Raw genomic sequence first — 26,805 nt, forward strand, 5'->3', positions numbered from 1 at the left:
CGCCAGACGCCCTCCCGCCGAAGGCGGCAGCGGAGCGGTGTGTGTGAAGCGCCCGCCCGCACCCGTGGGAGTGCGGGCGGGTGGTCAGCTTTTGCGTTCGGTGGCGGCTTTGCGGGCCTGGAGGGTGGTGGAGAGGTGGTGGTACTGGGTCACAGTGCGGTTGGCGTAGTGGTTGTGGTTGAGGATTCGGGGCCACCAGAGGCGGGCTATCTGGTCGTGCATCCAGAGGAAGCCGATCGCGAAGCCCATGCTGATCAGTGCCCGGAACGCCAGGAACTTCCAGACGTCGGCAGGAAGGCCGGGCGTGCCGGTCACCAGCCACACGTTGGTGATCCCGTGGACCAGCAGCGCGAGTGGGAACGCGATCACCCAGTAGACCGCCGCCGGGGCGAACACCCCGGCGGGGACTTTGCCGAGGGCAACGAGTACGGCGTACCCGGAGCCGAACAGGATGAGCGGTACGGCGAGCCCGAGGCCGCTGAGGATCGACCAGCCGGCGGGCCGGCCGGCGAACGCGGCCAATCCGCCGGCGACGAGCCCCGCGGCGGCGCCGACCGAGGCGGCCGGGACGCAGTACTCCGCAAGCTCTTTCATGTCAGCCCACTGCCACGCCGAAGCGGAACAGGCAGTAGAACAGCATGCCGAGGTAGAACACCGCGCCGAACCCGATGATCACGTTCCGCACCGGGCCGGGCCGGATCTTCTTCGGCAGCAGCCTGTTGTTGGTGAGCAGCAGCACGATGCAGTACGCACCCATCGCGAACGTCGACAGGAACGCCAGCGTGTCGAGGATCCCCGCCGGACCGTCGGCCGGCCCGAACAACAGGATCAGGATCCCGAACAGGATCACGCCCCACAGGAACCCGGCGTACAGCCGCGACATCGAGAACCGTTTCGCGCCGGGCACGAAGTAGTACGTCATGTCCGCCTGGCCGCGGGAGAACGAGTCGAACAGCCCGAGGGTCGCGTTCAGCCCGATCAGTGCGATGAAGGCGAAGAACAACGTGCCGAGGATCGGCGAACCGGCGGACGCGAACGAGTCCGACATCGCCTTCAGTGCCGCCTCCCGGTCACCGCCCTCGATCAGCGTGCCGACGTTCGGGTTCTCCCGGGCCGCCGACATCGCCAGCACCGTGAACGAGATCGTGACCAGCATCGTGATCCCCCAGAACAGCAGGATCGCGTCGAACGTCACCCACTTGCGCCAGCCCTTCCACTTCGCCATCTCGGCCGGGTCCTCGGTATCGAACATGAACCCGCGCGACGGCATCGACTCGGCCTCCTCCGAAGCGGAGGCCCGCAGCCCGCGGATCTTCGGGATGTGCGCGCCCATGCCGGCGCCGCTGTCGCGCAGCTGCAGCGTGTACCACATCTGCTGCATCCCGGACGGCCCGGCGAACGCGATCGAGCCGACCACGACCGGGAACCAGGTCGACGTCATCGCCTCGTGCGGGAAGAACCCGAACGCGAACATCCCGCTCAGGGTCCGGCCGAGGTCGTCCCAGCTGCCGACGATCGCCGCGATCACCGACGTACCGACGACCAGCATCCCGATCAGGATGCCGAGCAGCTTCTCCAGGAAGTTGTAGATCACCGACAGCAGACTGAACAGCACACCCACGAACACCAGAGCCACGCACGCGGTGACCTGCCAGGGGATGCCGGTGATCTCCTCGAACGCGGCCGCGCCGGCGGACAGATGGCCCGGCCACATGTAGATCAGGATCGCCGCCGCGTAGAAGAACCACATCAGCGGTTTGAAGATCCGGGCCGCGCCGAAGAAGATGCTCTCCCCGGTGGCCATCGCGTATCGCGCCACCTCCAGCAGCACGAACGCCTGCAGCGTGACGCCGACCATGAACAACCAGCGGATGTCCGGCCCGAACACCAGGACGAGCCGGGGCCACATGTACGACTCCCCCATGCCGACCCCCAGCGCGACCAGGAACACGGTCGGGCCGAGGATGTGCATCGAGGGCGGTGCGTCCGGAAGTTTCCGAATCGGCATCGGTTCGAGTCGGCCGGCCTTCCAGACCTTCTCGGTGACGGCCGCCGGCTCTTCGGGTACTTCTGAGGTCTTGCTCGTGACGTCCAAGGCGGACTCCTTAGTTCGACGCCAACTAGCGGTTGTTCCCCCGCGGACTGTTTCCTCCAATCAGAGCGGGCCGGCGTTGCGGGCCCAGCGGTACTTCGCACCGAGGACCTGGACCGGGGTCTCGGTGGTGTAGGGGTAGGCGACGACGCCGTGGTCGAACAGGTACCGCGCGGCCTCCTCGACCTCGACGTCACCGGACAGCGACGCGACCACGGGCTTGTCGATCCCCTTCGCCCGGAACTCCTCGACCACCTCCGCAACGAGGTGGGCGAACACCATCGGCGGCGTGACGATCGTGTGCCAGTAGCCCAGGATCAGCGAGTGGATGCGCTCGTCGGACAGCCCGAGCGCGATCGTGTTCCGGTACGTCGAGGGTGGTTCGCCGCCGGTGATGTCGACCGGGTTGCCGGCCGCGCCGAACGGCGGGATGAACTTCCGGAACGCTGCGTCCAGGTCCGGCGGGATGTCCATCAGTGTGAGGCCCGCGTCCACGCAGGCGTCCGAGAGCAGTACGCCGGACCCGCCCGCGCCGGTGATGATGACGACGTTCTCGCCCTTCGGCGTCGGCAGCAGCGGGATCCCGCGGGCGTACTGGAGCATCTCGTTCAGCCCCGGCGCCCGGACCACGCCGCTCTGCTTCAGGATGTCGTCGTACACCTTGTCGTCGCCGGCCAGCGCGCCGGTGTGCGAGCTGGCGGCCCGCGCGCCCAGGGCCGTGCGGCCGGCCTTCAGGACGACGACCGGCTTCCGCTTCGACACCCGGGCCGCCGTCTCGGCGAAGGCCCGGCCGTCCTTCAGGTCCTCAAGGTGCATGGCGATCAGGTTGGTGTTGTCGTCGCTCTCGAAGAACGTCAGGAGGTCATCCTCGTCGATATCGGCCTTGTTGCCTACCCCAACGATCGCGGAAACTCCCATCCGGCTGGAGCGGCTGAAGCCGAGGATCGCCATCCCGATGCCGCCACTCTGTGACGAGAGTGCAACACTTCCCTGCACGTCGTACGGTGTGCAGAACGTCGCGCACAGGTTCTCCGGCAGGTAGTAGTAGCCGTAGATGTTCGGGCCGAGGATCCGCACGTTGTGCTTGCGGGCGATCGCGACGACCTCGTCCTGGAGCTCCTGCTCGCCGGTCTCGGCGAACCCGGACGGAATCAGGATCGCGCCCGCGACGCCCTTCTGACCGCACTGCTCGAGCGCCGCGCCGACGAACTTGGCCGGTACGGCGAACACCGCGACGTCGACGTCGCTCGGTACGTCCAGGATCGACGGGAACGCCTTGCGCCCGAGGACCTCGCCGCCGCGCGGGTTGACCGGGTAGATGTCGCCGGCGTACCCGCCGTTGACCAGGTTCTTCATCACCGAGTTGCCGATCTTGCCGTCCTCGTTGGACGCCCCGATGACCGCGACCGCGCTCGGCCGCATGATCCGGGTCATCGCGGTCAGGATCTGCTCGGAGCTGTACCGCTCGACCGGCTTGCCGGCCTCGGCGTCGACGATGATCCGGAAGTCGACTGCGGTGGCGCCGTCCGGCCCGGCGAGCACCGGGTTCAGGTCCACCTCGGCGAACTGCGGGAAGTCCGTGACCAGGTCGGACAGTCGCTTGATCAGATTGCCGACGAGCTGCTTGTCGACGGGCCGCGCGCCGCGGACGCCCTCGAGCATCTCGTGCGCCTCGATCCCGTCGACCATCGCCCGGGCCTCGGCGTCGGTCAGCGGCGCCAGCCGGAACGTGACGTCCTTCAGCACCTCGACGAGTACGCCGCCGAGCCCGAACGCGACGATCTTGCCGAACGTCGGATCGGTGACCGCGCCGACGATCACCTCCTGCACGTCGCCGCCGGTGGCGAGCATCTGCTGCACCTGGACGCCGACGATGTCCGCGTCAGGTTTGTAGGCCTTCGCATTGTCGACAATCTGCTGAAAGACCTGCCGGGCGGCGTCCGCGGAGTCGACCCCGACCACCACCCCGCCGGCCTCGGTCTTGTGCAGGATGTCCGTCGACACGATCTTCAGTACGACCGGGAACCCGATCGCGGCGGCCAGAGCGGCAGCCCCGTCGGCCGTCGTGGCCAGTCCCTCGCCCGGCGTCGGGATGCCGTACGCGTCCGCGACCAGCTTCGCCTCGGGCGCGCTCAGCGACGTACGGCCGTCGGCCAGCGCCTGGTCGAGGACGGTCCGGACTGCTGCCTTGTCGTATGTCATCTGCTCTCCCACGTCAGATCACGCCCGCGGTCTTCAGTTCGTCGAGCTCGGCCGCGGAGATCCCGAGCGAGCCGTAGATGGCGGAGTTGTGTTCGCCGAGACCCGGCGAGGTCTGTACCTCGACCGGCGAGTCGGACAGCTTGATCGGGCAGCCGACCGTTTTGAAGGTGCCGCGCTGCGGGTGCTCGACCTCGACCACCGCGCCGAGGTCGGCGAGGGTCTCGTCGGCGATCAGTTCGGCGGTCGACATGATCGGCCCGCACGGCACGTTCAGCGCGTTCAGCTTGTCCATCACCTCGAACTTGGTGTGCTGCTCGGTCCACTGCTCGATCAGCGCGAACATCTTGTCGAGCTTGTCCAGCCGCGCGGCCGGCGTCGCCCAGTCCGGGTCCTCGGCCAGCTCCGGCTTGCCGATCAGCTGCGCGATCGGCGCCCACCCGGGCGGCTGGACGATCACGTAGATGTAGTCGTTCGGCCCGCCCGGCGCGCAACGTAGCGCCCAGCCGGGCTGACCGCCGCCGGACGCGTTCCCGGACCGCGGCACCTCACCGTTGAAGTAGTCGTTCGGGTACTCGCGCAGCGGACCGTGCGTGAGCCGCTGCTGGTCGCGGAGCTTCACCCGGGTCAGGTTCAGCACGGCCTCCTGCATGGCCACGGTGACTCGCTGGCCCTTACCGGTCTGCGTCCGCTGGAAAAGGGCCGCCAGGATGCCCGCCACCAGGTGGATCCCGGTGCCGGAGTCGCCGATCTGCGCGCCGGTCGCGGTCGGCGGCCCGTCCTCGAACCCCGTCGTACTCATCGCGCCGCCCATCGCCTGGGCGACCACCTCGTACGCCTTGAAGTTCTCGTACCGGCCAGGCCCGAAGCCCTTGATCGACGCGTAGATCAAGGCCGGGTTGAGCTCCTGCAGGCGTTCCCACGTGAAGCCCATCCGGTCGATCGCGCCGGGCGCGAAGTTCTCCACCAGGACGTCGGAGTTCCGCACCAGGTCGGTGAAGATCTCCTTGCCGCGGCCGGACTTCAGGTTCAGCGTGATGCTGCGCTTGTTGCAGTTCAGCATCGTGAAGTACAGGCTGTCGACGTCCGGCAGATCGCGCAGCTGCTGGCGGGTGATGTCGCCGGTCGGTGCCTCCAGCTTGATCACGTCCGCGCCGAGCCAGGCGAGGAGCTGGGTGCAGGACGGGCCGGACTGCACGTGGGTCATGTCGAGAACACGGACACCTTCGAGGGCCTTGCTCATGCTGGGTCCCCTTTACTTGTACATGGTCTGGTTCATGGTTCCGGGGGCGTACGCGTCTGGATCGACCCAGACGTTGATCAGCGAGGGCAGTCCGGACTCGCGGGCGCGGAGCAGCGCGGGCCCGATGTCCTTCGGGTCGCGGACCTCCTCGCCGTACCCGCCGAGCATCCGGGCGAACTCGTCGTACCTGACGTCGCCGAGGGTGTTGCCGACCCGGCCACGGTCCTTGCCGTACTTCGCTTCCTGGCCGTAGCGGATCTGGTTCATCGACGAGTTGTTGCCGACGACACCGACGAACTGGAGGTTGTAGCGGACCAGCGTCTCGAAGTCCCACCCGGTCAGCGAGAACGCGCCGTCGCCGAACAGCGCGACCACTTCCTTGTCCGGCCGCGCGTACTTCGCCGCGAGTACGAACGGGATGCCGACGCCGAGCGTTCCGAGCGGACCCGGGTCCATCCAGTGGCCGGGCGACTTCGGCTGCACGACGCCGCCGGAGAACGTGACGATGTCGCCGCCGTCGCCGATGTAGATCGAGTCCTCGGTGAGGAACTCGTTGATCTCGTGCGCGAGCCGCAGCGGGTGGATCGGGTTCGCGTCGGACAGCTGCCGCGGGAGGCGCTTCTGGTACGCCGCGTCCTCCTCGGCGCGGAGCTCCGCGAACCAGGCCTTGCGGTCGGTCTTCCGCAGCCGGCCCGACGCCGCCTGGGTGACCGCCGCGAGGATCGCGCCCGGGTCGCCGACCAGGCCGAGGTCGATGTCGCGGTTCTTGCCGACGGTGCGGTAGTCGAGGTCGATCTGTACGACGGTGGCGCTCTTCGGGAGCCGGCGCCCGTACCCCATCCGGAAGTCGAACGGCGTACCGACGATCAGGATCAGGTCCGCGTTGTTGAACCCGTACCGCCGCGACAGGTGGAAGTGGTGCGGGTCGCCGGGCGGCAGCGTGCCGCGGGCCGAACCGTTCATGAACGCGGGGATGTCGAGGGTACGGACGAAGTCGATCGCCGCGTCGCTGCCGCGGGAGGTCCAGACCTGGGACCCGAGCAGTACGACGGGCTTCTCGGCGCGGACCAGCAGATCCGCGAGGGCCTCGACGTTCGCCGGGTCGCCGATGCTCTTCGTCGACGCGCGGTAGTGGCCGGCCTCGGGGACCGTCGCGGAGTCGACCGGGACCGAGTTGTCCAGGATGTCGCGCGGGATCTCCAGGAATGACGGGCCGGGCGCGCCGTTGTAGCACTCGCGGAACGCCATCGACACCATGTCCGCGGCCCGCGCGGTGTGCGGCACGGTCGCCGCGAACTTCGTGATCGGCGTCATCATGTCGACGTGCGGCAGGTCCTGCAGGGACCCCATCTTGTGCTGGTTCAGCGCGCCCTGGCCGCCGATCAGCAGCATCGGGGACTCGGCGCGGAACGCGTTCGCGACGCCGGTCACCGCGTCCGTCGTACCGGGACCGGCGGTGACGACCGCGCAGCCGGGCTTGCCGGTGACGCGGGCGTACCCGTCGGCCGCGTGCGCGGCGACCTGCTCGTGCCGGACGTCCACGACCGCGATTCCCTCGTCGACGCAGCCGTCGTAGATGTCGATGATGTGACCGCCGCAGAGCGTGAAGATCACGTCGATTCCCTCGGCCTTCAAGGCCTTCGCGACGAGGTGACCACCGGAGATCGTCTCCGGCTCTGTGCCTTGCGGGACGTGGGCGGCGGGCTGGGTCTCCGACACTGTCTGCGCCATCTGCGGTCATCTCCTCGGAAGGCCGGCGTGCGGCTTGTGTGTAGATTGCATACCGTATGGTGTAGTCGTAGTCTTAACCCAGTACGTGGCGGTTGTCCAGAGCTCGGGACCAGGAGGCTGTGATGACGATTTCCGACGAACTCGAGCGCACCCGGACCGCACTGGTCGCACTGGAGAAATCCCTTGTGGCATTGAGGAATCGACTCGGTTCACACCTTGACGTACTGCGACTTCTGGACGACCTCGAGCGTTGCGCGGCCGACCTGCGGCGATTGGAGCAGCAGGTCGGCGTACGGCGTGGGCCGCACGAGTTGGTGGTCATCCCGGACGACGACTACGCCCTGGACTTCTGGGCCGAGGCGGAACAGGAAGGCCTTGGCCGTACGGCGCCGTGAATCACCAGGCACTGCCTGAGCAACTGCCGCAACCGCCGGTCACCGTCGGGCGCACGCGCAATGATTCCCACCGCTTCAGCAACTTGCTCGGTGGCGACAAAGCTCCGATACCACCCAACCCGCACACCCACCGCCAACCACCACCGCGCCACTCCTCCAGGGCCTTCCCCACTCCCCAGCAACTGCAACGCGACCCGCCGAGCAGCCTTCAACCTCCGCCACTCATCCGCCACAACCAACTCCCCACCTCGCGCCCGCTCGGTCATACGACCGTCGCGCGCCCGGTCAGACGTACAACCGTCGCCGCTCGCCGCCCACGCGGCCATCGCGCGCTCGCCGGCCGACCGTCCGCTCGTCAGGCAATCGTCGCCCGGAGCGCCCTCACGCAGAGCCCGCTCACCCGGAGCCCGCTGAGCCGGAGCCCGCTCACTCGGAGCCTGCTCGAGCGCCGCATCACCCGCCACCAACCCACCCGGCGGCACCCCACCCCCCAGCCCTTCCCCCCGCAGCACCCCACCCGCCAACCCTTCCCCCGGCAGCACCCCACCCGCCAACCCTTCCCCCGGCAGCACCCCACCCGCCAGCCCTTCCCCCGGCAGCACCCCACCCACCAGCCCTTCCCCCGGCAGCACCCCACCCACCAGCCCTTCCCCCGGCAGCACCCCACCTGTCAGCCCTTCCCCCGGCAGCACCCCACCTGTCAGCTCCTCTCCCGGCGGCACCCCAGCTGTCAGCTCCTCTCCCGGCAGCACCCCACCTGTTAGTTGTTCGGTGGTTGCCAAGGCGGTGGAGGTGCAGAGGGCTACCAGGCGGGCTGTGGGTTCGACGCCGGGGGTGTTGGTGTTGAGGAAGTGGGGAGCGAGCGGCAGGAGAAGGTGGCGGGCGGAAGGGGTGGTGTGGTCGTGGGTGGCGCGGGCGGCGGCGCTGAGGACTGGATGGACGGTCGACGGATGGTCGGTCCACGGTTCTCGAGCCAGCCGGGACACCAGCTCCATCAAACACGGACCCGAGCGCGGGATCTTCGCGTAGCCGCTCACTCGCCGACCACCGGCGTACCCAATTGGGGACGCACCGGAAGCGCCGGCCGACCGGGCTGCCTGAGGAGACGAACACTCAGCGCCGTCAGCACGCCGAGCAAACCCGCGCCAAGGAACAAAGGCCGGTACCCAACCACGCTCACCAAGGACGCTGCGACCCCGATCCCCAACAACCCACCAACAGCCTTGGCGGAGTAGAGAATCGCCTGGTTCTGCAGCAGGCTGTTCTCGCCGAAGAACTCCAGCACCAGGTTCGCCATGATCGCGTAGAACGCCCCACCACCGAGCCCGGCGAACATCGCACACACCACGTACACCCAGCCGGCCTGAGCCACCACCAGCCCGATGTGCGCGAACCCCTCGACCATCAACACGGCCGCCAACACCCGCCGCCGACCGAACCGGTCCGACAAACTCCCCGCCGCCGACCGCCCGAGCCCGTTGACGGCGGCCAGCATCCCCGCCGCCACAGCAGCGGTCGCGAACGCATGCCCGGACCGCACCGCGTAACTCACCACGAACGCGATCCCGAACAACGACAGCGCCGTACTGATTGCCAACAGCAACCACATCAACGGCAGCGCCCCGGTCCGCATCGCCTCACCCGGACGGTACTGGCGAACGGCCGGCGCGTTATGCGGAATGCTGCGGTTGAGCTTCCGGTCGATCGCCCACGCCTGGGCGTCGAGCTCCGCCGGCCACCAATGCCGTGGCGGATCCGTCAGCAACCCACCCGCGACCAGCACCACCAGCAGCGCCACCGCGGCCGTCAGGTCGTAGACAATCCGCTCGCCGGCGATCGGCAACAGCGCGATGCTCGGTACGGCACCCACCGCGAACCCGCCGGTGACGAACCCGATGGTCGCGGTCCGCCGCTCCGGGAACCAGCGCGCCGACGTCGTGATGCAGGCGGCGTACACGATCCCCGCTCCCATACCGCCGAGCAGCGAGTAGCCGACGAGTACGGCGGCATAGCTGTGCACATGCGCCAACGTGACGAGCCCGGCCACCGCGAGCACCCCGCCGGCGACGACGAGCCGCGCCGGGGTCAGGCGGCGTACGCGATGCACCCAGGCGGCCGGTACGGCGACCAGCGCCTGGCAGGCGACGAAGAGCGCGAGCAACCAGAGCGTGCGAGCGGTACCCCACCCCCGGCCGGACTCCAGCCCGAGCGCCGCCGTACCGAACGAGTACTGCAGTGGGCTGATCGCGACCATGCAGGCCCAGGCGGCCCACAGTTGCCACCGGCGCGGGTGTCCGGTCAGCTCGCGGGCGTCCTCACCGATCCGGTACCGCCGGCCGTAGACGTCACGCACATCCCGGGGCGTGGAAATCATGTCGCCTCCTGACTACTGCATACCGTATTTGATCTACATACGATCTGTGGTACCTCTCCGGCCGCGGCATGTCCAGGCCTGGACGCTCTTGTGACGAGATTGCATACCGCATACAGTCGTCGCCAGACACTCTCAGGGAGGCTGATGTGGACCTGATGGAGTACCAGGCCAAGGAGCTGTTCGCCCGGCACGGCGTCCCGGTGACGCTCGGCCGGGTGATCGACGACCCGGCCGCCGCCGCGGACGCGGCCCGCGAGCTCGGCGGGCGCGTCGTGGTCAAGGCGCAGGTGAAGGCGGGCGGCCGCGGCAAGGCAGGCGGCGTGCGACTCGCCGCCACCCCGGAGGAGGCGCACACGGTGGCTGCCGAGATCCTCGGGATGGACATCAAGGGGCACACCGTACGGCGCGTGCTCATGGCGCCGGCCGCGGACATCGCCGAGGAGTACTACCTCTCGTTCCTGGTCGACCGCGCGAACCGCGAGTACCTCTGTATCGCGAGCACCGAGGGCGGCGTGGAGATCGAGGAGGTCGCCCGTACCAGCCCGGACGCGATCGCGAAGGTCGGGATCGACCCGATCGCCGGCGTCGACGAGGCCAAGGCCGCGGAGATCGTCACGGCGGCAGGCTTTCCGGCCGGCGCGGCAACCGTCGTACGACGGCTGTGGGACGTCTTCGTCGCCGAGGACGCCTCGCTCGTCGAGGTGAACCCGCTGGTGAAGCTCGCGGACGGATCGCTCGAAGCCCTTGACGGCAAGGTCACGCTCGACGAGAACGCGGCGTACCGGCACCCGGAGCAGGCGTCGTACGACGACAAGTCAGCGGCGGACCCGCTCGAGGCCGCGGCGCATGCGAAAGGCCTGAACTACGTGAAGCTCGACGGTTCGGTCGGGATCATCGGCAACGGGGCCGGGCTGGTCATGTCGACGCTCGACGTGGTCGCGTACGCGGGTCAGCAGTACGGCGTGAAGCCGGCCAACTTCCTCGACATCGGCGGCGGCGCGAGCGCCGAGGTGATGGCGAACGGGCTCGGGATCATCCTGTCGGACCCGCAGGTGAAGAGCGTGTTCGTGAACGTCTTCGGCGGGATCACCGCTTGTGACGCGGTCGCGAACGGGATCGTGCAGGCGCTGGCCGTGCTCGGCCGGAAGGCCGACAAGCCGCTTGTGGTCCGGCTGGACGGCAACAACGTCGACGAAGGCCGCAAGATCCTTGCCCAGGCCAACCATCCGCTGGTGACCGTGGTCGGCACCATGGACGGCGCCGCCGAGCTGGCCGCCCAGAAGGGAGCGTAGTGAGATGGCGATCTTCCTGACCGAGAAGAGCCGTGTCCTGGTGCAGGGGATGACCGGGGCCGAGGGCCAGAAGCACACCAGCCGGATGCTTGCCGCCGGGACCACCGTGGTCGGCGGGGTCACGCCGGGCAAGGGTGGGCAGTCGGTGGACTTCGCGAAGTGTTCGGTGCCGGTGTACGGGTCCTGTGTGGATGCGGTGCGGGCGGCGGATGCCGATGTGTCGGTGGTGTTCGTGCCGCCGCGGTTCACGAAGGCGGCGGTGATCGAGGCCGTCGATGCGGCCGTTCCGTTGGTCGTGGTGATCACCGAGGGGGTGCCGGTGCACGACACGGCTGAGTTCTTTGCCTATGCGCAGGCGAACGGGACGCGGGTGATCGGTCCGAACTGCCCGGGGATCATCAGCCCGGGACGGTCGAACGCCGGGATCATTCCGGCGGACATCGCGGGGGCTGGGCGGCTCGGGCTGGTGAGCAAGTCCGGGACGCTGACGTACCAGATGATGTACGAGCTCCAGGAGTTCGGGTTCTCGACCGCGATCGGGATCGGCGGCGACCCGATCATCGGGACCACGCACATCGACGCGCTGCAGGCGTTCCAGGACGACCCGGACACCGACGCGATCGTGATGATCGGTGAGATCGGCGGCGACGCCGAGGAGCGGGCGGCCGCGTTCATCAAGGAGAACGTGACCAAGCCGGTCGTCGGGTACGTCGCGGGCTTCACCGCGCCGGAGGGCAAGACCATGGGTCACGCCGGCGCGATCGTCTCCGGCTCCTCCGGAACCGCGACCGCGAAACAGCAGGCCCTCGAAGCAGCCGGCGTCCACGTAGGCAGAACCCCCACCGAAACCGCCAACCTGATGCGCACGATCCTCACGGCGAACTGATGCGCTGACCTGGTGTGGGCGGGGTTCTAGGTCGGGGTGGCGGTGCTGTTGCGGAGGATGAGGGTGGTGGGGACGGCGTACGGGGCGTGGTGGTGGGTGGTGGCGTGGAGTTCGGCGAGGAGGGTGTCTACGCTGCGGCGGCCGAGGTCGGTGAAGGCTTGACGAATGGTGGTGAGCGGCGGCCAGAACTGGGCCGCCTCCTCCATGTCGTCGAACCCGACCACGCTGACGTCGCCCGGCACGGACCGCCCGTGCGCATGCAAGGCCCGTAGTACACCCAGCGCCATCTGATCATTGGCGACGAAGATCGCGGTCACGTCCGGGTCCGCCGCGAGCCGGCACCCGGCCTCGTACCCGGACGCCGACGACCAGTCCCCGAACAGCGCCGCCGGTACGTCGCAGCCGCGGTCGCGGAGCGTCTGCTCCCAGGACCGCCGCCGCTGGTCGGCCGCGAACGACGACGACGGCCCGGCCACATGCCAGACCGTCCGGTGCCCCAGCTCGAGCAGATGCTCCGTCGCGAGCCGAGCACCCTGCGCCTGATCGGTGTCGACAACCGGATGGTCGTAGTGCGCACCGGCATGCACAATCACCACCGGCAGCCCAACAGGCACCTGCATTTCCTCCAGCACCTGCGCCTCGATCATCATGATCACCCCGTCCACCGCCTGCTCCCCCAGCCTGGTGAACGCGTCCGCGACCGCCTGGCGGCTGACCGCGAGCACCGGCATCAGGTTGACGGAGTACCCGCGCGCGGTGGCGGCGGTGGCGATCGCGTCCAGCGTTCGCGTCGTACCGAACGTCGAGAGCTCGAAGACGATCACCCCGATGCTGCGGAACTCGCCGCTGCGCAAGGCCCTCGCGGCACCGTTCGGGCGATAACCGAGCTGCCGCATCGCGTCCTTCACCCGCGCACGAGTGAGGTCGTCGACGTTCTGCCGCCCGTTCGCGACCCGCGAGACGGTCTGCCCGGACACCCCGGCCAGTCGCGCGACGTCCGCCATCGACGGACCCCGCCGCCGTCTCCCTGGCCTTCCCTCCACCCCGGCACCTCCCGTGGGCAGGAGTCTAGACATGTTTGCGTCAACACGGCGGTGCTCCCGGCGAGCCGGGACAGGTGGGTCCGGCGTCGCTGTGGGCCGGACCCACCCGGCTCGTCAGACGCCGACCTTGCTGGCCAGCAGGTCGGCGACGGCGTGTACGGCGCGCAGCGTGGGCGCCGGTACGCCGGTGAGGTCCGCGAGCTCGACGACCGCGGCGAGGATGACGTCGAGCTCGAGCGGCTTGTCCTTCTCCAGGTCCTGCAGCATCGAGGTCTTGTGCTCGCCGACCCGCTCGGCGCCGTCCAGCCGCTTGTCGACCGAGATGTCCGGATTGCAGCCCAGCGCGGCCGCGATCGCCAGCGACTCCTGCATCATCAGCCGGACCATCTGCCGGGTGCCCTGGTGCGTGGCGATCTCCACCATCGTCGCCCGGGCGAGCGCGCTGATCGGGTTGAACGCCGCGTTCCCGAGCAGCTTGATCCAGATGTCGTTGCGGATGTCCGCCTCGACCGGGCACTTCAGCCCGCCGGCGACCATCGCCGTACTGAACCGTTCGCAGCGGTCCGACGTACCGCCCGCCGGTTCGCCGATCGAGAAGCGGGTGCCTTCGAGGTGCCGTACGACGCCCGGCGCCTCGAGCTCGGTGGAGCAGTAGACGACGCAGCCGATCGCGCGGTCGAGGTCGAGCACGCGGGTGACGGCGCCGCCCGGATCGACCGATTCGACCCGGCGGCCTTCGTACGGACCGGTCAGTCCGTGGAAGTACCACCAGGGGATGCCGTTCTGCGCGGCGACCACGACGGTGCGGTCGTGCAGCAGCGGGGCGAGCAACGGGCCGGCGCTCGCGTACGAGTTCGCCTTGAGCCCGAGGAAGACGTAGTCGACCGGGCCGATCTCGGCCGGGTCGTCGGTGGCCGGGGTACGGGCGGTGAAGTCGCCACGGGGACTGCGCACCAGCACGCCGCCGGAGCGGATCGCGGCCAGGTGCGGGCCGCGGGCGACCAGGTGCACTTCGGTGCCGCCGCGGTGCAGCGCCGCGCCGACGTACGCCCCGATCGCACCGGCGCCGAGAATCGCAACTCTCATCGAAGATTGCATACAGAATACGGTAGGCGATGACTCCGAATGAGGTCAAGGTCACATTTCCGTCCGACCGATGATTCGATGGCGCCGCGGCGGTATGTACCGGCATCAACCGATCAGCAGAAGGAGCAGGGCCATGGGACACGTCATCGTCACCGGATTCGTCAGCATGGACGGCGTCATCACCGACCCCGACGGCTCAGCCGGCACGCCGTTCGGCGGCTGGGCGTTCCGGCACGGACCGGAGACCGTCGGCGGGGACAAGTTCCGACTCGGCGACCTGATGGACACCGGCGTGCTGCTGCTCGGCCGGAACACCTGGGAGCTGTTCAGCAAGCTCTGGCCGAACCGCACCGACGATTTCTCCGTCAAGATGAACAAGATGGCCAAGGTGGTCGCGTCGCACTCGCTGACCGACGTCTCGGTGTTCCCGAACTCGACGCTGATGGAGGGCTCGCTGACGGACTACGTACGGTCGGAGCCGCGGACCATCGCGGTCACCGGCAGCCGCAGCGTGGTCCGGGAGCTGCAGGCCGCGGACCTGGTCGACGAGTACCGGCTGATGACGCTCCCGTCGATCGTGGGGGCCGGCGAGAAGATCTTCGGCCCGCTGGACCAGCCGGTGCACCTGAAGCTCGCCTCGGTCGTTCAGGCCGGTGCGGCGTCGCTGGCGACGTACGTACGGCCGTAAGAGGATGGGCCGGTGACTTGGCCGGCGATGGTGTGGATCGGTGGGGCCCCGGGCGCGGGGAAGTCGACGATCGCCCGGGAGCTCGCCCGTCGCGGTGACCTGCCGCTGCATCCGATCGACCTGTGGACGTACGCCCACCTGGACCGGCTGCCACCGCTCCGGCCGCTGGCGGAAGACCTGGCGCAAGGGCCGTCGTACGCGGCCGACAGCTTCGTGGAGACCGCCCGGCTGCGGCTGGAGCTGGTTGTCGAGGACGTGCGTGAACGCGGGCTCGGTGACGTACCTGCGCTGGTTGAGGGGCCACAGCTGTACCCGTCGATGGCTGACGGCGTCGCGGCGGCGGTGTGGTTGGTGCCGGACACAGAACAGACCAGGCAGGCCCGGGAGCAGCGCGTGGGGGGACGTGAGCAGCTGGAGGGGCTGCTGGCGCGGGACACCCTACTGGCTGATCGCGTACGTCGAGAGGCCGCGGAGCGCGGGCGGGTAATAGTCGAGGTACCAGCGGACCCGGACTGGGCTGTTGTCGCGCAGAGCATCACGGATGCGCTAGGACCGCTCCCCCGCCTTCAGGCCGGTCCCGAGCTGAGTCGGCAGCGGCAGTACGAGAACCTTGCGGCGTGCCGGCAGGGGCGGTTGTGGCAGGCGGATCGCGGGCTTTCCGAGCTGCCGCCGTACCCGTTCGCGTGCGAGTGCGGAACCTCCGGCTGCACCGAGACGTGGGCGGGAACTCCGGACGAGTACGACGTACGGCGCGGCGAGGGGTGGCTGACGACTCATCCAGCGTGCTAGGGTTTTGGACCGTTGCAGTTTTGCAGTTCCACGTTCGTGTCGAAGCGCCCGCGGATTTGTAATCCGCCGGGCGTTTTGTCGTATCAGGAGAAAATCATGGCTTTGGGAACAGTTAAGTGGTTCAACGGCGAGAAGGGCTTCGGCTTCATCTCCCAGGAGGACGGCGGCGCCGACGTGTTCGTGCACTACTCGGCGATCCAGACCCAGGGCTTCCGCTCCCTGGACGAGAACCAGCGGGTCGAGTTCGAGATCGCCCAGGGCCCGAAGGGCCTGCAGGCGGAGAACGTTCGCCCCGTCTGATCTCGGCCGTCCTTCCGACGGTTGTTTGACGGCAGGCCCGGTTCAGGCCGGGTCTGCCGTGCTCCACAGGTACTCGCCGTCCTCCAGTACGTCGGTGCGCGCGAGACCGATCGCGGTCGCCACGGCGGCCGATGCGGTGTGTTCCGGATTCACGTGCGCGACGATCCGGCGGGCAATTCCTGCCCTCAGCCAGGTGGCCAGGCCCTGCGCTGCTTCTTTCGCGAATCCCCGGCCCTGCCACGCGGTGCCGATCACCCAGGCAATTTCTGCCGTACATCCGGTGACCGTGGCCTGAACGTAGCCGATCAACTGGTCGTCGTACCGGACGACCCAGTTCAGCCATTGCTCGTCGTCCCGGTCCGGCCCGGCGAGTTGACGGCGATACCGCGCCTCCAACGCCGCCACGGTCGGCGGCTCCCCACCCGTGAACGTGTAGAGCGCCGGGTCGGACAGCACCGCTGCCATCGGTACGGCGTACTCGACCCGCAGAGGTAGCAGCGTGAGGCGCTCGGTGGTGATCACCGCGCAAACCTAGCCCGCTTTGCCAGACTGGTCGCCATGATCGAGATCGACTGGGCAGGCGAGGCCGGGCGGCTGCGGACGTCCGCGGAGGGCGAGGCCGGCTGGAACGCGGCAGTGGCCGGCACGCTCGTTCGTGACACCGACCAGGTGCTGGTCGATGTCGGGTGTGGCGGGGGCGGGATGGCGAAGGCGCTCGCCGAGGCGCGGCCGGGCGCGACGGTGGTCGCGATCGACGCGGATCCCGACGTACTGGAGCAGGCACGGGAGCACACGGCCGGGCTCGTACGGTGCGAGCTGGCGTCGATGGACGACGGGGCGGAACCGTTGCGCGAGGCAATCGGTGCGCCGGCGGACCTGATCTGGGCGTCGGCCTCGGTCCACCACGCTGCCGATCAGCAGGCGGCTGTGGACGCGCTGGCTGGGTTGCTCGCCGGCGGTGGACGGCTGGCGCTTGCCGAGGGTGGGTTGCCGTCGCGGCAGCTGCCTTGGGACCTCGGGCTCGGTGAACCAGGGCTGGAGTTGCGGCTGGATGTCGCGCAGGACCGGTGGTTCAAGGTGATGCGGGACTCGCTGCCGGGGTCGGTGCCGATGCCGTACGGGTGGACCGAGGCGCTGACCCGGGCCGGGCTGGTCGACGTGACCACGCGGAGCGTGCTGACCGAGACGCCCGCGCCGTTGACGGCGGAACGGCTGGACAAGGTCGTGCACGGGTTCCGGACGCGGATCGAGCGCCTGACCGGGGGCGCGCAGGGTCATGGGCATGGGCACGGTCACGGGCAGGTGGTGCCGGACGCGGAGTGGCTCGGTGCGGAGGACGTCGACGTCTGGCGGCAGTTACTGGACCCCGACGGGCCGTATTTCCTCGGACGTCGCACCGACCTCGCCGTACTGTCCGTCCGGAGCGTCCACATCGGGCACGCGCCGCGCTGACCGGGTACGCGGTCGCGGTTCTGTCGGCCCGTCGCCGTAAGGTGGGTGCCCATGAACGACCGGCTGGTGTGGATCGACTGCGAGATGACCGGCCTCGATCTGGTGAACGACGCCCTGATCGAGGTCGCGGTGCTGGTCACCGACTACGAACTGAACGTGCTCGGTGACGGGATCGACCTGGTGATCGCGCCGCCCCCGGGCGCGCTCGAGCAGATGGGTGACTTCGTCCGCGACATGCACACCGCCTCCGGGCTGCTCGACGAGCTCGCCGGCGGCATCCCGCTCGCCGACGCCGAGCAGCAGGTGCTCGACTTCATCACGTCGTACGTCAAGGAGCCCCGCAAGGCCGCCCTGGCCGGGAACTCCGTCGGCACCGACCGCACGTTCCTGGTCCGCGACATGCCGCGCGTCGAGTCCCACCTGCACTACCGCAACGTCGACGTCAGCTCGATCAAGGAGCTGGTCCGCCGGTGGTACCCGCGGGTCTACTACGCGACGCCCGCCAAGAACGGCAACCACCGCGCGCTGGCCGACATCACCGAAAGCATCGCCGAGCTCCGGTACTACCGGGAGACCGTTTTCGTGCCGCAGCCCGGGCCGGACTCCAACACCGCACGGGCCGCCGCGAGCCTCGTCACGGCACCTGCCGAGGACAGCTCGACAGCCTCCTGACCTGCCGATTTTTGGTCAAGCGACTTCATCGCTATGATTGCTCAGCCGTCGCAGTTCGGGCGGCAATGGTGGGTGTAGCTCAGCTGGTAGAGCACCTGGTTGTGGTCCAGGTGGTCGCGGGTTCAAGTCCCGTCACTCACCCGATGGCCGGCCATGTCGCGCAGAATCGCGCGATTTGGTCGGCTTCGTCATTTTGTGCGGCTGCGCTTCGCTTGCCGCGGAGCGGGGGCTCCGCCACCCGCACCCCCCATCGCCTTCGCTTCGCTCGGCGGCTGTGGTCGGGTTCGCTTGTTGGCGTGCGAGGATGCGTTTGTGAAGTTGAGTGGGAGTGCCTGGTTTGGGTATGGGGTCGTGGTGGTGGTGACCTTCGTCGTGGGGGTCTTGGCGTTTGCTGTGTGGGTTCTTTCCAAGGTGTTCTGAACTTGGGTGTGATCTGACGCGCCTGTGGATGCGTCTCTTGGGGCAGAGGCAGCTACAGGAGGTGTGGATGGGTACGGGCGAGGACTTCGAGGAGTTCGCGCGGGCGCAGATCCCGCGGATGTACCGGACTGCTTGGTTGCTGTGTGGGGACCGGCATCACGCAGAGGACCTGGTACAGGACACCCTCGCGAATCTGATGAAGGCGTGGGGGCGGATCGACAGCCCCGGGGCGTATGCGCGGACAGCTCTCGTCCGTACCTACATCTCTCAGCGCCGGCGGAAGAGTTGGGGGGAGCGGCCGACCGGGGAAGTGCCTGAGGTGGTCGAGCGGGTCGGCGACGTCGAGTTGCGGGTGGCTCTGCAGAGCGCGTTGGGGGAGCTTGCGCCGTTGGATCGGGCGGTGCTGGTGCTGCGGTTCTTCGAAGATCGCAGCGTCGAGCAGGTGGCGCTCGATCTTGGCAAGAAGACCAGTGCGATCACGACCCGCACCGCCCGAGCCCTGGAACGCCTGCGGGCGGTCCTTGGTGACGGTGCCGACCAGCTGATCGCCCTCTGAGCTCAGGAGAACCCATGAACAACCTCACCGACCTGATGCAGCGGGCCACCGAGAACCTCGAGCCCGTCTCCCCCGACCTGCTGGAACGCACCGTCGTGCAGGGCACCCGCTTGCGGCGCCGGCGTACGGCGCTGCTCGCCGCGGGCGGTACCGGCGCCGTACTGGCCACCGCCGGCCTGATCGCGGGCGGGATCCACGTACTCAACTCCCCCGCCGACAGCGCGGCCGCCGGTACGCCGACCGCGATCACCAAACCGTCCGCTTCGGTGAAGCCCTCGCCGATCCCGAGTGGCACGCCCTCGACCGCGCACGCGGCCGACAACACGAAGACGCTCAGCACCCTCAAGACGCTCCTCACGGCCCCCGGCCGCACCATCTCGAAGCCGGAGACCTGGGGCGACAGCAGCTTCAGCGCCGCGGCGTACGTCGTCAACGACGGCCACGGCGCCTCCCGCGTGGAGGTCCTGCTCTCCGGCGGCGGCGAGCAGCCCCGGTGCGTACCGGTCGCCCAAGGCTGCAGCACGCTGCCGGACGGCTCGACCCTGTACGTCCTGAAGGAGTCGCCCGAGTACACCGACAGCCGCCAGGCGGAGTTCGGTGTCGTCAGCAACTACGTGCTGCTGCAGCGCCGTGACGGCCGCAGCATCAGCCTCACCAGCTACAACGGTCCCCGGGAGAAGGGGAAGCCGGGGCACACCCGTGCCACGCCGCTGCTGTCCGTGAAGGACCTGACCGCGCTGGCCGAGAGCAAGGCGTGGAAGCTCCCGCCGCTCTCGAAGTTCGGCAAGTAGCAGGACCGGCCCGGCGTCCAGGTGGGCGCCGGGCCTACTTCACGGCGAGCACGCCGTGCGTGACGAGTTCGACGCCGATGGCCAGTGTCAGGAAGCCGATGATGCGGCTGAGCGCCCCGAGCCCGGTCGGGCCGAGCTTGTCGACGAGCGGCGTACCGAAGCGGAGCAGCACCGCGACCAGCGCCGCGATCACGGCCACTCCGACGATCACGCCGAGCCGGTTGGTGAGGCCGGGGTGCCGCGCGGTCAGCGCGATCACGACGCCGATCGCGCCCGGGCCCGCGACCAGCGGCAGCGCCATCGGCGAGAACGACACGTCCGGCTTCGCGACGCCGTGCGTCTTCTCGTCGTCGGTCAGCGTCTGCCGGGACACGATCATCCCGAAGCCGGAGTGACCGACCACCAGTCCGCCGGCGATCTGCAGCGCGGGCAGGCCGATCCCGAGGCCCTCCAGCACGAGCGTGCCGAGCAGCGCGAACACCGTCAGGATCGCGAGCACGTAGACGCCCGTCATCACCGCCTGGCGGCGCATCGCTCCGCGCTCCACGCCGCCGGTCAGGCCGGCGAAGGTGGCCAGCGCACCGACCGGGTTGGTGATCGGCAACAATGCAGCCAAAGCCGAAACCGCCACGTGTACGGGCTCCACGGTCGGGAAGCGTACACCTCGAGTAAGGACAGTTCGCCGTGCGACATGTTGTGACCCCCGCCGACACCGCGATCGCCGTCGGCAGCGGAGACGTGGAGGTGCTCGCCACGCCCCGGCTGATCACCTGGCTCGAGTACGCCGCCCTCGAACTGGCCCGCCCGCTACTGACCGCCGGCCAGACCTCCGTCGGTACGTCGGTCCGCATGCGGCACCGGATACCGACCCGCGTCGGCGACACCGTCGACATCACGGCGGACGCTCCCGAGGTCGACGGCAACCACCTGCGCTTCCAGGTCCGCGCCACGAACTCCACGGGCCAACTCATCGCCGACTGCGAACACGTCCGGGTGATCGTCGACCGCGAGACCTTCCTCGCGAACGTGCCCTAACGACATTCTCAGCTGTCCACCGTGGAAAGCGTTTCGACTGTTCGATTCGCGAGTAGCGGTAGGGCCTCGCCGAGGACTCGTTGCTGGAAGGCTTCGGTGGCGCGGTGATCCTGGTAGCCGGAGGCGTCGGTGTAGTGCTCGTAGAGGACGAACGTGTTCGGGTCGTCGTCGCTGATCTGTGCCTGGAAATGGACCATCTTGGGTTCGGCGCGGTTGCCGGGGGTGAGTTCGGCGAGGATCGCGCGGATCCGGTCTGCTTCGCCCGGCTTGGCCGTCCAGGTTGCGATGACTACGTGTCCCATGGGGTTCGTCTCCTCGTCAGTGCTTGTCAGATGGTGAATCCGATGGCGCGCAGTTGCGCGCGGCCTTCAGACGTGATGTCGGCCGGCGACCAGGCCGGTGTCCACTGCCAGTCGATGCGAACGTCGTCGGCCAATCCCTGCGTCGTGAGCTCGGTGTGGATCTGGTCGGTCATGACGTCGGTCAGTGGGCAGGCCGCTGAGGTCAAGGTCATGGTGAGGGCAACGGTGCGGTCATCGATCTCGATGGTCCGGACGAAGCCCAGATCGATGATGTTGACGCCGAGGTCGGGGTCGATGACCTCGAACAGCCGCTCTCGGATGTGCGCCGTGTCCTGATCGTCGATCGACTGTGGACTGGCCGTCTCGGGTTGCGCGGCAGGTTGGGGCTCTGGCGGAGGAGTGGTCCGGTTGATTCCGTCCGGGGTGAGCTCGACCAGGACGTCGCTCGTGCAGCTGGTGATCCAGTCGGCGGTGCCGTGTGCCTTTCGCCGGACGCGGACGATGTCCTCGCCGGCCTCGATTCGTACGGCGGTGACGGTGAGGCGCCGCGGATCGAGGCCGTGCTGCCTGGCCCGGCCGACTGCTTGGTCGATCAGCCGGGCGACAGGCTCGCAGGTACGCCCGGGACCGTAGCGAAGCCTCGCGACCGCAGTGACAGAGTCGACGCCCTGAACGCGCCGGACCGCTTCGCGCGCCTCGTTCGGGTCGACACGGAGTTGGGTTTGGTCCACAGTGATGGTGGTCATGACGCCTCCGCGCGCGAAGTGGATCGGCGAGGTGCAAGCCGGTTGAGTGGCAACGACTCGTCCAGGAGGAGGTCCTTGGTCGCGGTGTGTTCGGAGAAGAGCAGTCGCCGAGCTACAAGCACGTCCTTCGGACGGTTGAGTGAGATCACCTTGGTGATCCTGGAATCGCGGAGGTAGAAGGCGGAGAAGGACAGGTCGTCCATGCTTCCGCGCACCACGAGTTCGTCACCGGGCTCTGCTCGGCCGACCTGATGCAGTGTGTGACTGTACTGGTCGGACCAGAACCAGTGCGGCTCTCGGAAGGGCTCTGCTGTTCCGAGCATGTTCTTGGCGGCTGAGATTCCGTGGTGCATCGCGGTGTCGTGATGTTCGACCCGCAGCCGCTTGCCGTAGTACGGGTGGTAGATGGATGCAACGTCGCCGGCCGCATAGACGCCGGGAACGCTTGTTCTGGAGTATTCGTCGGTGACTACGCCACCGTCGAGGTCGAGACCTGCGGCTCCGGCGAGTTCGGTGTTCGGGACGGTGCCGGCACCGATCAGGACGAGGTCTGCCTCGACGACACCTCGAGTCGTGTGCACCACAGCGTGCGAGGCGGTGTCTGTGACTTGCTGTACGACGCTGCGCAGCACGAGCTGGACGCCGGCGGCACGGTGCACATCGGTCAGCACCTCACCGAGTGCTGGGCCGAGCGCGGCTTCCATCAGAGATGCAGTACGTTCGACAATCGTCACTCGCTTGCCCAGGGCAACGGCCGAGGCGGCAACCTCGCACCCGATGAACCCGCCACCGAGAACGACGATCTTCTGGGCTGCGGCGAGGCGCCGCCGAAGCAGTGAAGCATCCGCGAGCGAGCGCAAGGTGAGTACGTGTTCGCCCTCGACGCCAGGCAGCGTTCGGGCGCGGACCCCGGTGGCCAGGAGCAGTCCCGAGTACCGTAGGGATTCGCCGGTGGAGAGCTCTACGGTCCGTGCACGGGGGTCGAACGCGGTGGCTCTCACTTTGAGCATGGCCGTGACGTCGTTGTCGGCGTACCACGACTCGGGCTTGAGGTAGGTCGGCTCGGGTTGGGTCGGTTGTGCGAGCACCTGCTTGGACAGCGGTGGTCGCTCGTAGGGGAGTACGGGATCGTCGCTGACCATGACCACTTCGCCGTCGAAGCCGTGCGAGCGGAGACCTGCGGCGGCTGACGCCGCCGCAACTCCGCCGCCGACGATGACGTACCGCTGCCTGGTCATCCCACGTCCACCCTGATCATGCCGTCGTCGCCGACCTCGCAGGGGTAGCGGCTCAGGCTGCAGTCGTCCGGGTTGACCCCTTGACCGCTGGCTGCGTCGAACTGCCACATGTGTCGCACGCAGGTCAGAGTCGCACCGTCGAAGTCGCCCTCGTCGAGTGCCCAGGCCTGGTGCGGGCAGCGATTCTGGTAGGCCCTGACGTCGCCGTCGACGTTCATCAGGAGCACCTTTGTTCCGTTGACGTCGACGGGCGCCATGTCGCCTTCCCAAAGGTCGTCGATGTGGATCGTCGCGTGCATTGTCTGCATCGCCGCCGGGTTCATGACGTCGCCCCTGCGGGAGCGCCGAGGACTGTGGACAGGAACGCCTGACGCGCGGCCTGTGCCTGGCCCGCGACGTCGTTCGCGGCACGTGGAGCCTCGGGCAACGTCGCCAGGAGCGTGCCGAGACCGGCCGCAGCTTCGTCGGCAGCCGGACTCCACTTCCGGATCCACCTCTCGATCGCCGGCCCGGAGCCGGCCCGGCGATCGATCGCGAAGCGGGCGGCAGCCGCGCTCCACCTGTTCCGTCGCTGGTTGTCCGCGTCGAGGAAGCTCTGTAGCAACCAGGCCAGGTTGTCACCGTTGTCAAGGGCGACTTCTCCGAACTGCCGGGTGAGAACGTCGTCCAGGGTTGGCAGCAGGACCAGGTTGAGTGCGGTGAACGACTCACCCCAGTCGTACGTGGCGAGGATCGACTCGACGGCCTTGCGAGTGGGTTGCCAGGCCTCGTGCTCGAGCCAGTGCCTCCGCTCCTGATCGGTGCCGATCCCGGACTCCGGATGTGCCAGTTGCAGTTCGCGCGTGCGGTAGGCGATGGTGGTCACACGCCGAAGGAAGTCCGCGGTCGACAGTCCGGCCGGATTGGTGATGTACGACGTCGGCGCCAGGTAGCCGATGTACGCCTCGATCTGCTGGAACCCGTGCACCGGATAGCGCGATGCTGTGTACAGCGTGCCAAGGGTTGCCAGCCAGCCCGGCGCGAGGGATCGGTCGGCGCCCAGCTCGGCGTACTCCTCGAGTACACCGTGGATCTTCGTCTCGGCCTCCGCCTGCTCGTTCACGTACATCCGGTAGGTGAGACTGTCCGGCTCCCGGAACTGTTCCCAGTCGTCGGCCTGCAACGGTGACTGGTCCCGATACGTGAGGAACCACAGGTTGGCCGGCGACGAGGGGTTCTGCTCGAAGGCCGAGGGCCGGTTCTGGCGCATCGTCCAGTTCTGCCCCTGGGTGACGATCTCGTACTCACTGGGCATCTTCCGGACCTCGCCGAACGCGCTGAAGGTCCGGCGCGGCCGCGGTTTGTGTGCAGTCGTTTCGTTCATCGGACCGTTCCTCCTCGTCCGTTGCGGATCTTCTCCCAGACGATCTCGTCGCTGCTGGTGACCACACGGCCGACGAACGACGACATCATCGTGCCGAACGACCGGAGCTCGTAGTCGTGACCGAGGTGCTCCCGAAGCGTCTGCTCGGTGACGCGGACCCGCTCCTCGCCTTGGACCCGGACATAGGAACCACGGTCGATGACCTCGATGTCCTGGTCGGGATTGTCGGCGCGAATCGCCGCGACCACGTCGTCGATCCGGTCGCCCATCCGGAGCACTGGGCCGACTGGGTTCTTCATGACTCCTCCTCCGGTACGTCGTACTCGACGGCGATGTGGTCGAGCGGAGCGATGCCGGCTTCGGCGACGGTCAGGTCGGCGGGCAACCGGCGGCCGTTGTGGATGACGACCTTCGGGTACGGCAGCGCCCGGACCCGTTTGCCTTCGACGTGATGGGCGACCGCGGCGGCGACCTCGGTCATGGTGTTGGCGGTGGTGACCGGGACGAGGATCTGGACGAAGTCGGTGGCGAACACCGCGTTGAGCGGTACCAGCTCGGGTGCGCGATCCTCGGTGGCCGGCGCGGTCATGACACTGCTCCGACGAGGCCCGTCGCCGGGCGGCCCACGTAGTCACGGGTCCAGGCCTTGTAGTCCGGATCGTCACCCATGGCCTCGGGCGTCATGCCCATGTAGGCGAGGATGCCGCCGACGTCCATGGGCTGGATCTGGCCGGCCAGGAACCGGTCGACGAGCGTTTCGTGGTTGATGTTGTCGCGGTCCTTCCAGAAGATCTGGCGGCACGCATTGGTGCAGAAGTGATACTTGTGGCCGTCGTAGTCGAGCTGCCAGCTCCGCACCCGCCACTTGCCGTCGCGGGACTGAGTCGCGTTGCAGGCCGGCAGGTGGCAGGTGCTGCACAGCCACGGCAGGGTTTCAGGCAGGGTGGCTTCGACGTGATCGGCGTTGACCTGGTCGATGATCACGTCCCACTTGTCGCCGTACGTGGCCTCCCAGTTCGGGTACTTCTCCTGCAGCCACTCACGCTCGTCCTTGGAGACTCCAGCCTTCGGACGCCACCAGAGAGTGGGCCGCCAGTACCACAGACCCATGTGCAAGCCGTGGTGCCAGGTGTCGAGGCCGCGCATGAACTCGTCCCAGAACCACGGCTTCTTCAGGCCGTAGTCCTCGATCGTGCGGATGAACTGGTCGATGACCCATTCCTCCATGAACTCCCGGTAGGACTGTTTGCGATGCTCGAGCGGCGTGTAGTAGTCCATCGCCGGGCCGGTGAGTGCGGCGAACGCCCGTGCCGAGCCCCAGAAACTCTTGTCGATGATCCATTGCGCGCGGACCGGATCGTGCTCGACGAGGATCTCCATCGTCGGACCACCCTGCTGCGAGTGCCGCGCCTCGTCCGTTTGGATGGACGAGATCATGTTCGCGAAGTTCACGTCCCCGGACTCCAGCGCGTCTGCCGACAGCGCGACGAACTGCAGATTGGTGAATCCGGTCTCGAACGTGAACGGCAACTCGATCGCCAGGTCGACGACGTTGGGTGCGATCATCATCCCGTCGAAGAGGTTGCGCAGGCTGATCGGTACCCAGTCGTTGGTGTGGAACGTCTTCTGGGTCCAGTCGTACTGCGGGTCCTTGGCGATGAACTCGTGTCCGAAGAACGTGGTGATCTGCGCGTGCCGCATCTCGTCGAGTTGACCGAACGTCGCCATGTTCCGCCAGGCGCCGTTCAGTCCGAAGCGGGCCATCTTCAACTCCGCCAGCACGGCCGCGTACTCCACCAGGGCGACGCCGCCGAAATGCATCTTGGTCGCTGACTTCCAGCCCTCGTCCAGGTGTTCGAAGGTGCTGGAGCGCTGGAGCGCGGCCTTGACCGCGTAGGCGGCCGATTCCTTCTCCCGCTGGGTGGCGACGTACTCGGGGTAGGTCACCTTGTACGACTCTTCCCAGCCGAGCCAGGCATCCCGGGGGACCTTTCCGGTGCCGGAGTGCCACTCGGGGTAGACGGCTTCGTCGTCGACGTACGTCGGCGTCCAGTCGACGTCCCGGACGAATCCCTGCCATTCTTCTCGTTTCAGCAATGTCATGGTGTTCTC

Annotated in this window: 29 protein-coding genes and 1 tRNA gene; 12 read left to right on the forward strand and 18 right to left on the reverse strand. The window is 68.1% G+C overall.

Annotation, left to right across the window (positions count from 1 at the left end):
* Nucleotides 1–84: 84 nt before the first annotated feature.
* The 5 genes from ACQHIV_RS18885 to ACQHIV_RS18905 are packed head-to-tail and all read right to left on the reverse strand — an operon-like array spanning nt 85 to nt 7,265.
* Entirely contained in the window at nt 85–594 is a 510-nt protein-coding gene (locus ACQHIV_RS18885; RefSeq protein ID WP_427895998.1) for a hypothetical protein, read from the reverse strand.
* A gap of 1 nt (nt 595) precedes the next feature.
* Entirely contained in the window at nt 596–2,095 is a 1,500-nt protein-coding gene (locus ACQHIV_RS18890; RefSeq protein WP_427895999.1) for an Nramp family divalent metal transporter, read from the reverse strand.
* Nucleotides 2,096–2,155: 60 nt separating this feature from the next.
* Nucleotides 2,156–4,294, reverse strand: a complete 2,139-nt coding sequence (locus ACQHIV_RS18895) for an acetate--CoA ligase family protein (protein WP_427896000.1) — start codon at nt 4,292–4,294, stop codon at nt 2,156–2,158.
* Nucleotides 4,295–4,307: 13 nt separating this feature from the next.
* On the reverse strand, nt 4,308–5,534 hold the full coding sequence (frc, locus tag ACQHIV_RS18900) for a formyl-CoA transferase (protein ID WP_427896001.1): 1,227 nt from the start codon (nt 5,532–5,534) through the stop codon (nt 4,308–4,310).
* Nucleotides 5,535–5,546: 12 nt separating this feature from the next.
* Nucleotides 5,547–7,265 carry a thiamine pyrophosphate-binding protein gene (locus ACQHIV_RS18905; RefSeq protein ID WP_427896002.1) on the reverse strand — a complete coding sequence of 573 codons (1,719 nt, stop codon included), beginning with the start codon at nt 7,263–7,265 and terminating at the stop codon, nt 5,547–5,549.
* Nucleotides 7,266–7,387: 122 nt separating this feature from the next.
* Between ACQHIV_RS18905 and ACQHIV_RS18910 the strand changes: the two genes are divergently transcribed.
* On the forward strand, nt 7,388–7,660 hold the full coding sequence (locus ACQHIV_RS18910) for a hypothetical protein (RefSeq protein WP_427896003.1): 273 nt from the start codon (nt 7,388–7,390) through the stop codon (nt 7,658–7,660).
* Between the two features lie 1,033 nt (nt 7,661–8,693).
* On the opposite strand, the gene ACQHIV_RS18915 is transcribed toward ACQHIV_RS18910, so the two are convergent.
* Entirely contained in the window at nt 8,694–10,034 is a 1,341-nt protein-coding gene (locus ACQHIV_RS18915; RefSeq protein ID WP_427896004.1) for an MFS transporter, read from the reverse strand.
* Nucleotides 10,035–10,102: 68 nt separating this feature from the next.
* Between ACQHIV_RS18915 and sucC the strand changes: the two genes are divergently transcribed.
* Both sucC and sucD read left to right on the forward strand, forming a co-directional pair.
* Nucleotides 10,103–11,326, forward strand: coding sequence for an ADP-forming succinate--CoA ligase subunit beta (gene sucC, locus ACQHIV_RS18920; RefSeq protein ID WP_427896005.1), 1,224 nt, complete (start codon nt 10,103–10,105; stop codon nt 11,324–11,326).
* A gap of 4 nt (nt 11,327–11,330) precedes the next feature.
* The gene (gene sucD, locus ACQHIV_RS18925; RefSeq protein WP_427896006.1) at nt 11,331–12,212 is read left to right on the forward strand and encodes a succinate--CoA ligase subunit alpha; all 882 of its coding nucleotides are present in this window, start codon (nt 11,331–11,333) and stop codon (nt 12,210–12,212) included.
* 26 nt (nt 12,213–12,238) lie between these two features.
* On the opposite strand, the gene ACQHIV_RS18930 is transcribed toward sucD, so the two are convergent.
* Both ACQHIV_RS18930 and ACQHIV_RS18935 read right to left on the reverse strand, forming a co-directional pair.
* Nucleotides 12,239–13,216, reverse strand: a complete 978-nt coding sequence (locus ACQHIV_RS18930) for a LacI family DNA-binding transcriptional regulator (RefSeq protein ID WP_427896007.1) — start codon at nt 13,214–13,216, stop codon at nt 12,239–12,241.
* 153 nt (nt 13,217–13,369) lie between these two features.
* Nucleotides 13,370–14,341, reverse strand: a complete 972-nt coding sequence (locus ACQHIV_RS18935) for a 2-dehydropantoate 2-reductase (protein WP_427896008.1) — start codon at nt 14,339–14,341, stop codon at nt 13,370–13,372.
* A 133-nt stretch (nt 14,342–14,474) separates the two neighbouring features.
* Here ACQHIV_RS18935 and ACQHIV_RS18940 point away from each other — a divergent pair, with 133 nt between their 5' ends.
* The 3 genes from ACQHIV_RS18940 (at nt 14,475) to ACQHIV_RS18950 (ending at nt 16,118) form a co-directional block, all read left to right on the forward strand.
* Complete coding sequence (locus tag ACQHIV_RS18940; RefSeq protein WP_427896009.1) at nt 14,475–15,029, forward strand: dihydrofolate reductase family protein; 555 nt, start codon at nt 14,475–14,477, stop codon at nt 15,027–15,029.
* A gap of 12 nt (nt 15,030–15,041) precedes the next feature.
* Nucleotides 15,042–15,818 carry a hypothetical protein gene (locus ACQHIV_RS18945; RefSeq protein WP_427896010.1) on the forward strand — a complete coding sequence of 259 codons (777 nt, stop codon included), beginning with the start codon at nt 15,042–15,044 and terminating at the stop codon, nt 15,816–15,818.
* A 96-nt stretch (nt 15,819–15,914) separates the two neighbouring features.
* Nucleotides 15,915–16,118 carry a cold-shock protein gene (locus ACQHIV_RS18950; protein ID WP_130381366.1) on the forward strand — a complete coding sequence of 68 codons (204 nt, stop codon included), beginning with the start codon at nt 15,915–15,917 and terminating at the stop codon, nt 16,116–16,118.
* 42 nt (nt 16,119–16,160) lie between these two features.
* On the opposite strand, the gene ACQHIV_RS18955 is transcribed toward ACQHIV_RS18950, so the two are convergent.
* Nucleotides 16,161–16,640, reverse strand: a complete 480-nt coding sequence (locus tag ACQHIV_RS18955) for a GNAT family N-acetyltransferase (RefSeq protein ID WP_427896011.1) — start codon at nt 16,638–16,640, stop codon at nt 16,161–16,163.
* A 36-nt stretch (nt 16,641–16,676) separates the two neighbouring features.
* Here ACQHIV_RS18955 and ACQHIV_RS18960 point away from each other — a divergent pair, with 36 nt between their 5' ends.
* The 5 genes from ACQHIV_RS18960 to ACQHIV_RS18980 all read left to right on the forward strand — a co-directional run bounded on the left by ACQHIV_RS18960 (nt 16,677) and on the right by ACQHIV_RS18980 (nt 20,009).
* On the forward strand, nt 16,677–17,570 hold the full coding sequence (locus tag ACQHIV_RS18960; protein WP_427896012.1) for a class I SAM-dependent methyltransferase: 894 nt from the start codon (nt 16,677–16,679) through the stop codon (nt 17,568–17,570).
* Between the two features lie 51 nt (nt 17,571–17,621).
* Nucleotides 17,622–18,242, forward strand: a complete 621-nt coding sequence (gene orn / locus ACQHIV_RS18965; RefSeq protein WP_427896013.1) for an oligoribonuclease — start codon at nt 17,622–17,624, stop codon at nt 18,240–18,242.
* A gap of 68 nt (nt 18,243–18,310) precedes the next feature.
* A tRNA-His gene (locus ACQHIV_RS18970) sits at nt 18,311–18,383 on the forward strand.
* A gap of 346 nt (nt 18,384–18,729) precedes the next feature.
* A complete protein-coding gene (locus ACQHIV_RS18975) occupies nt 18,730–19,218 on the forward strand; it encodes a SigE family RNA polymerase sigma factor (protein WP_427896014.1) in 489 nt (162 codons plus the stop codon).
* Nucleotides 19,219–19,232: 14 nt separating this feature from the next.
* Complete coding sequence (locus tag ACQHIV_RS18980; protein ID WP_427896015.1) at nt 19,233–20,009, forward strand: hypothetical protein; 777 nt, start codon at nt 19,233–19,235, stop codon at nt 20,007–20,009.
* 34 nt (nt 20,010–20,043) lie between these two features.
* On the opposite strand, the gene ACQHIV_RS18985 is transcribed toward ACQHIV_RS18980, so the two are convergent.
* Nucleotides 20,044–20,655, reverse strand: a complete 612-nt coding sequence (locus ACQHIV_RS18985; RefSeq protein ID WP_427896016.1) for a MarC family protein — start codon at nt 20,653–20,655, stop codon at nt 20,044–20,046.
* Between the two features lie 38 nt (nt 20,656–20,693).
* Between ACQHIV_RS18985 and ACQHIV_RS18990 the strand changes: the two genes are divergently transcribed.
* Nucleotides 20,694–21,044 carry a thioesterase family protein gene (locus ACQHIV_RS18990; protein ID WP_427896017.1) on the forward strand — a complete coding sequence of 117 codons (351 nt, stop codon included), beginning with the start codon at nt 20,694–20,696 and terminating at the stop codon, nt 21,042–21,044.
* A gap of 8 nt (nt 21,045–21,052) precedes the next feature.
* Here the strand turns inward: ACQHIV_RS18990 and ACQHIV_RS18995 are convergent, their stop codons facing one another.
* From ACQHIV_RS18995 to ACQHIV_RS19030, 8 genes are read right to left on the reverse strand one after another with little or no spacing between them, the layout of a single operon-like run.
* On the reverse strand, nt 21,053–21,346 hold the full coding sequence (locus ACQHIV_RS18995) for a putative quinol monooxygenase (RefSeq protein ID WP_427896018.1): 294 nt from the start codon (nt 21,344–21,346) through the stop codon (nt 21,053–21,055).
* A gap of 26 nt (nt 21,347–21,372) precedes the next feature.
* Complete coding sequence (locus tag ACQHIV_RS19000) at nt 21,373–22,092, reverse strand: iron-sulfur cluster assembly protein (protein WP_427896019.1); 720 nt, start codon at nt 22,090–22,092, stop codon at nt 21,373–21,375.
* Nucleotides 22,089–23,330 carry an NAD(P)/FAD-dependent oxidoreductase gene (locus ACQHIV_RS19005; protein WP_427896020.1) on the reverse strand — a complete coding sequence of 414 codons (1,242 nt, stop codon included), beginning with the start codon at nt 23,328–23,330 and terminating at the stop codon, nt 22,089–22,091. Before ACQHIV_RS19005 ends, ACQHIV_RS19000 begins: the two co-directional genes overlap by 4 nt.
* Nucleotides 23,327–23,653 carry a Rieske 2Fe-2S domain-containing protein gene (locus ACQHIV_RS19010; RefSeq protein ID WP_427896021.1) on the reverse strand — a complete coding sequence of 109 codons (327 nt, stop codon included), beginning with the start codon at nt 23,651–23,653 and terminating at the stop codon, nt 23,327–23,329. The genes ACQHIV_RS19005 and ACQHIV_RS19010 overlap by 4 nt, the downstream gene beginning before the upstream one ends.
* A complete protein-coding gene (locus tag ACQHIV_RS19015; RefSeq protein WP_427896022.1) occupies nt 23,650–24,693 on the reverse strand; it encodes a hypothetical protein in 1,044 nt (347 codons plus the stop codon). Before ACQHIV_RS19015 ends, ACQHIV_RS19010 begins: the two co-directional genes overlap by 4 nt.
* Nucleotides 24,690–24,992, reverse strand: a complete 303-nt coding sequence (locus ACQHIV_RS19020) for an MmoB/DmpM family protein (RefSeq protein ID WP_427896023.1) — start codon at nt 24,990–24,992, stop codon at nt 24,690–24,692. Before ACQHIV_RS19020 ends, ACQHIV_RS19015 begins: the two co-directional genes overlap by 4 nt.
* A complete protein-coding gene (locus ACQHIV_RS19025; RefSeq protein WP_427896024.1) occupies nt 24,989–25,282 on the reverse strand; it encodes a toluene-4-monooxygenase system B family protein in 294 nt (97 codons plus the stop codon). Before ACQHIV_RS19025 ends, ACQHIV_RS19020 begins: the two co-directional genes overlap by 4 nt.
* A complete protein-coding gene (locus tag ACQHIV_RS19030) occupies nt 25,279–26,796 on the reverse strand; it encodes a toluene monooxygenase (RefSeq protein ID WP_427896025.1) in 1,518 nt (505 codons plus the stop codon). The genes ACQHIV_RS19025 and ACQHIV_RS19030 overlap by 4 nt, the downstream gene beginning before the upstream one ends.
* Nucleotides 26,797–26,805: the final 9 nt, after the last annotated feature.

The organism is Kribbella polygonati (assembly GCF_050320105.1).
Lineage (GTDB): Bacteria > Actinomycetota > Actinomycetes > Propionibacteriales > Kribbellaceae > Kribbella.

Excerpts from the sequence above, each read along its gene's own strand:
- ACQHIV_RS18885 (WP_427895998.1), bottom strand. The coding sequence starts at position 594 with ATGAAAGAGCTTGCGGAGTACTGCGTCCCGGCCGCCTCGGTCGGCGCC.
- ACQHIV_RS18895 (WP_427896000.1), bottom strand. The coding sequence starts at position 4,294 with ATGACATACGACAAGGCAGCAGTCCGGACCGTCCTCGACCAGGCGCTG.
- frc (WP_427896001.1), bottom strand. The coding sequence starts at position 5,534 with ATGAGCAAGGCCCTCGAAGGTGTCCGTGTTCTCGACATGACCCACGTG.
- ACQHIV_RS18905 (WP_427896002.1), bottom strand. The coding sequence starts at position 7,265 with ATGGCGCAGACAGTGTCGGAGACCCAGCCCGCCGCCCACGTCCCGCAA.
- ACQHIV_RS18910 (WP_427896003.1), top strand. The coding sequence starts at position 7,388 with ATGACGATTTCCGACGAACTCGAGCGCACCCGGACCGCACTGGTCGCA.
- ACQHIV_RS18915 (WP_427896004.1), bottom strand. The coding sequence starts at position 10,034 with ATGATTTCCACGCCCCGGGATGTGCGTGACGTCTACGGCCGGCGGTAC.
- sucC (WP_427896005.1), top strand. The coding sequence starts at position 10,103 with ATGTCCAGGCCTGGACGCTCTTGTGACGAGATTGCATACCGCATACAG.
- sucD (WP_427896006.1), top strand. The coding sequence starts at position 11,331 with ATGGCGATCTTCCTGACCGAGAAGAGCCGTGTCCTGGTGCAGGGGATG.
- ACQHIV_RS18930 (WP_427896007.1), bottom strand. The coding sequence starts at position 13,216 with ATGGCGGACGTCGCGCGACTGGCCGGGGTGTCCGGGCAGACCGTCTCG.
- ACQHIV_RS18935 (WP_427896008.1), bottom strand. The coding sequence starts at position 14,341 with ATGAGAGTTGCGATTCTCGGCGCCGGTGCGATCGGGGCGTACGTCGGC.
- ACQHIV_RS18940 (WP_427896009.1), top strand. The coding sequence starts at position 14,475 with ATGGGACACGTCATCGTCACCGGATTCGTCAGCATGGACGGCGTCATC.
- ACQHIV_RS18950 (WP_130381366.1), top strand. The coding sequence starts at position 15,915 with ATGGCTTTGGGAACAGTTAAGTGGTTCAACGGCGAGAAGGGCTTCGGC.
- ACQHIV_RS18960 (WP_427896012.1), top strand. The coding sequence starts at position 16,677 with ATGATCGAGATCGACTGGGCAGGCGAGGCCGGGCGGCTGCGGACGTCC.
- orn (WP_427896013.1), top strand. The coding sequence starts at position 17,622 with ATGAACGACCGGCTGGTGTGGATCGACTGCGAGATGACCGGCCTCGAT.
- ACQHIV_RS18975 (WP_427896014.1), top strand. The coding sequence starts at position 18,730 with ATGGGTACGGGCGAGGACTTCGAGGAGTTCGCGCGGGCGCAGATCCCG.
- ACQHIV_RS18980 (WP_427896015.1), top strand. The coding sequence starts at position 19,233 with ATGAACAACCTCACCGACCTGATGCAGCGGGCCACCGAGAACCTCGAG.
- ACQHIV_RS18995 (WP_427896018.1), bottom strand. The coding sequence starts at position 21,346 with ATGGGACACGTAGTCATCGCAACCTGGACGGCCAAGCCGGGCGAAGCA.
- ACQHIV_RS19000 (WP_427896019.1), bottom strand. The coding sequence starts at position 22,092 with ATGACCACCATCACTGTGGACCAAACCCAACTCCGTGTCGACCCGAAC.
- ACQHIV_RS19005 (WP_427896020.1), bottom strand. The coding sequence starts at position 23,330 with ATGACCAGGCAGCGGTACGTCATCGTCGGCGGCGGAGTTGCGGCGGCG.
- ACQHIV_RS19010 (WP_427896021.1), bottom strand. The coding sequence starts at position 23,653 with ATGAACCCGGCGGCGATGCAGACAATGCACGCGACGATCCACATCGAC.
- ACQHIV_RS19015 (WP_427896022.1), bottom strand. The coding sequence starts at position 24,693 with ATGAACGAAACGACTGCACACAAACCGCGGCCGCGCCGGACCTTCAGC.
- ACQHIV_RS19020 (WP_427896023.1), bottom strand. The coding sequence starts at position 24,992 with ATGAAGAACCCAGTCGGCCCAGTGCTCCGGATGGGCGACCGGATCGAC.
- ACQHIV_RS19025 (WP_427896024.1), bottom strand. The coding sequence starts at position 25,282 with ATGACCGCGCCGGCCACCGAGGATCGCGCACCCGAGCTGGTACCGCTC.
- ACQHIV_RS19030 (WP_427896025.1), bottom strand. The coding sequence starts at position 26,796 with ATGACATTGCTGAAACGAGAAGAATGGCAGGGATTCGTCCGGGACGTC.